This window comes from Streptomyces sp. NPDC001568, assembly GCF_042893755.1.
In the GTDB taxonomy this organism is placed as follows: Bacteria; Actinomycetota; Actinomycetes; order Streptomycetales; family Streptomycetaceae; genus Streptomyces.
Window position 1 is genome coordinate 1 of sequence record NZ_JBIAVF010000058.1, and the last position, 2,621, is coordinate 2,621.

A 2,621-nucleotide genomic window follows, 5' to 3' on the forward strand; every position below is an offset into this window, starting at 1 on the left:
GACCTCGCCCAATGGCTCCCCAACGGCCACCTCCACTACCTCGGCCGCACCGACGACCAAATCAAACTCCGCGGCTTCCGCATCGAACCCGGCGAAATAGCAACGGTCCTGACGTCCTACGCGTCCGCCGCCCAGGCGGCCGTGCTGGTGCGCGAGGACGCACCCGGGATGCAGCAGTTGGTGGCCTACGTCGTCCCGGCGCCCGGCACCGACATCGACCCGGACGCCCTGCGCACCCTGGCCGCCGACCGGCTCCCCGAGTACATGGTCCCGACCGCCTTCGTCGCCCTCCCCGCCCTGCCCCTCTCCCCCAACGGCAAGCTCGACCGGCGGGCCCTGCCCGCGCCGGAACTCGCGGCCGTGTCCTCCTCGCGCGCCCCCCGGGACGTGCGCGAGGAAGTTCTGACGGGGATCCTGGCCTCCGTATTGGGCCGCCCGACCGTGGGCGTGCGGGACGACTTCTTCGCCCTGGGCGGCCACTCGCTGCTGGCGGCCCGCGCGGCGGGTCGGATCCGTGAGGTGCTCGGCGTCGAGTGCGGGATCCGCGACGTGTTCGAACTGCGGACCGTCGAGGCGCTGGCCGCGCGGCTCGCTCCGGCCGGCGCGAGCAGCCGGCCCCGACCGGGTGCGGGCGTCAGGCCCGAACGGCCTCCGCTGTCCTTCGCCCAGCACCGGCTGTGGGTGGTGGACAGCGTCCGCGGCCCGGCGGCCACGTACAACGTGCCGGTGGCGGTGCGCCTGCGGGGTCCGGTGGACTTTCCGGCGCTCCGCGCGGCCGTCGGGGACCTGGTGGCGCGGCACGAGGTGCTGCGCACGGTGATCGCCGATCACGACGGCGAGCCGTACCAGCGCGTGCTGCCCGTCGGGGTGGACGTGCCGGTGGAGCTCCGTGACGTGCCCGTCGACCGGCTGGCCGACGAGGCCGTCCGGGCCGGCGGTCACCTCTTCGACCTGGCGTCGGAGATCCCGGTCCGGGTGACCCTGCTGCGGGCCGCACCGGACGATCACGTCCTGCTCCTGCTCGTGCACCACGTCGCCACCGACGAGTCGTCGACGGCCCTGCTGCTCGCGGACCTGGACGCGGCCTACACGGCGCGGCGGGCGGGCACGGCTCCCGTTCTGCCCGAACTTCCCTTCCAGTACGTGGACTTCGCGCAGTGGCAGCGGGAGGTCCTGGGTGACGCCGCGGATCCGGGGTCGACGGCCGCCCGGCAGACGGAGTTCTGGCGCGAGACGCTCGCCGGGGTCCCGGCGGAGGTGGCGCTGCCCACCGACCGGTCCCGACCGGCGGAGCCCTCGTACGAGGGTGGCGTGGTCGGCTTCTCGGTGTCCGCCGCGACGACGGAGGGCCTGCTGAGGATCGCCCGCGAGGGCGGTGCGACGCCGTTCATGGTGGTCCACGCCGCGGTCGCCGCACTGCTGCACCGGCTGGGCGCGGGCGACGACATCCCGCTCGGCAGCCCGGTCTCGGGGCGGGACGGCGCGGCGTGGGAGGGCCTGGCCGGCTTCTTCCTCAACACGCTCGTGCTGCGGGCGGACCTCTCCGGTGCGCCGACGTTCGGCGAGCTGGTGGCACGCGTCCGGGACACCGGACTCGCCGCCTTCGCCCACGCCGATCTGCCGTGGGAGGCGGTCGTCGAGGCGGTGGACCACGAACGGTCCCGCTCCCGCAACCCTCTGTTCCAGACGATGGTGACCTACCACTCGGTGGACGCCGTGGACGCCGTGGTGCCCGAGCTGTTCGGGATGCCCGCGGCCGAGCTGACGGTGGAGACCGGTGGGGCGAAGTTCGACCTGGAGATCGCCTTCGGTACGGCCCGCGAGGGCGCGGGCATCGAGGGAGGCATCCGCTACGCGTCCGACCTGTTCGACGAGGCGACGGTTCGCACCCTCGCGGCCCGACTGGTGCGGCTGCTCGATGCCGCGGTGGCCGCTCCGGACCGTCCGGTGGCGGAGCTGGAAGTGATGTCCGCCGAGGAGCGCGCGCTCGTCCTGGACGGCTGGAACGACACCGCCGTCCCCATGACCGGCCCGACGACCCTCGCGGACCTCGTCGCCGAGGGCGCCTGCGCCGCCGACGGCCCCGCGCTGGTCTTCGAGGGGGCGCAGCTGGCCCGACCCGCCTTCGAGGAGCGCGTCAACCGCCTCGCCCGGCTGCTCATCGACCGCGGCGTGGGCCCGGAGACCGTCGTCGCGGTCGCCCTGCCCCGGTCGCTGTCCCTGCTCGTGGCCCTGCACGCCGTCGTCCGCGCCGGTGGCGCCTACCTCCCGCTGGACCTCTCCCTGCCCACCGAACGCCTTGGCTGCATGACGGACACCGCGACGCCGGTGTGCGTGGTGACGGACCTCGTCTCCCTGGGTCTCGTACCGATGCCCGCGGGCGCGGAAGTGGTCGTCGTGGACGCGCCGGAGATCGGGGTGGAGCTGGGCCGACTGTCCGCCGGTCCGTTGTCGGACGGGGACCGGCTCTCACCCCTGCTGCCCCGCCACCCCGCCTACGTCATCTTCACCTCCGGCTCCACCGGCCGCCCCAAGGGCGTCATGGTCGAACACGAAGCCATCGTCAACCGACTCCGCTGGATGCAACACACCTACCAACTCACCACCACCGACCGAGTACT

Annotated in this window: 1 protein-coding gene; it reads left to right on the plus strand. The window is 73.9% G+C overall.

The window, feature by feature from the left end; translation table 11 throughout:
• The coding region (locus ACFY0I_RS39930) for a condensation domain-containing protein (RefSeq protein WP_388904745.1) at nucleotides 1-2,621 on the plus strand (2,621 nt) is incomplete at both ends.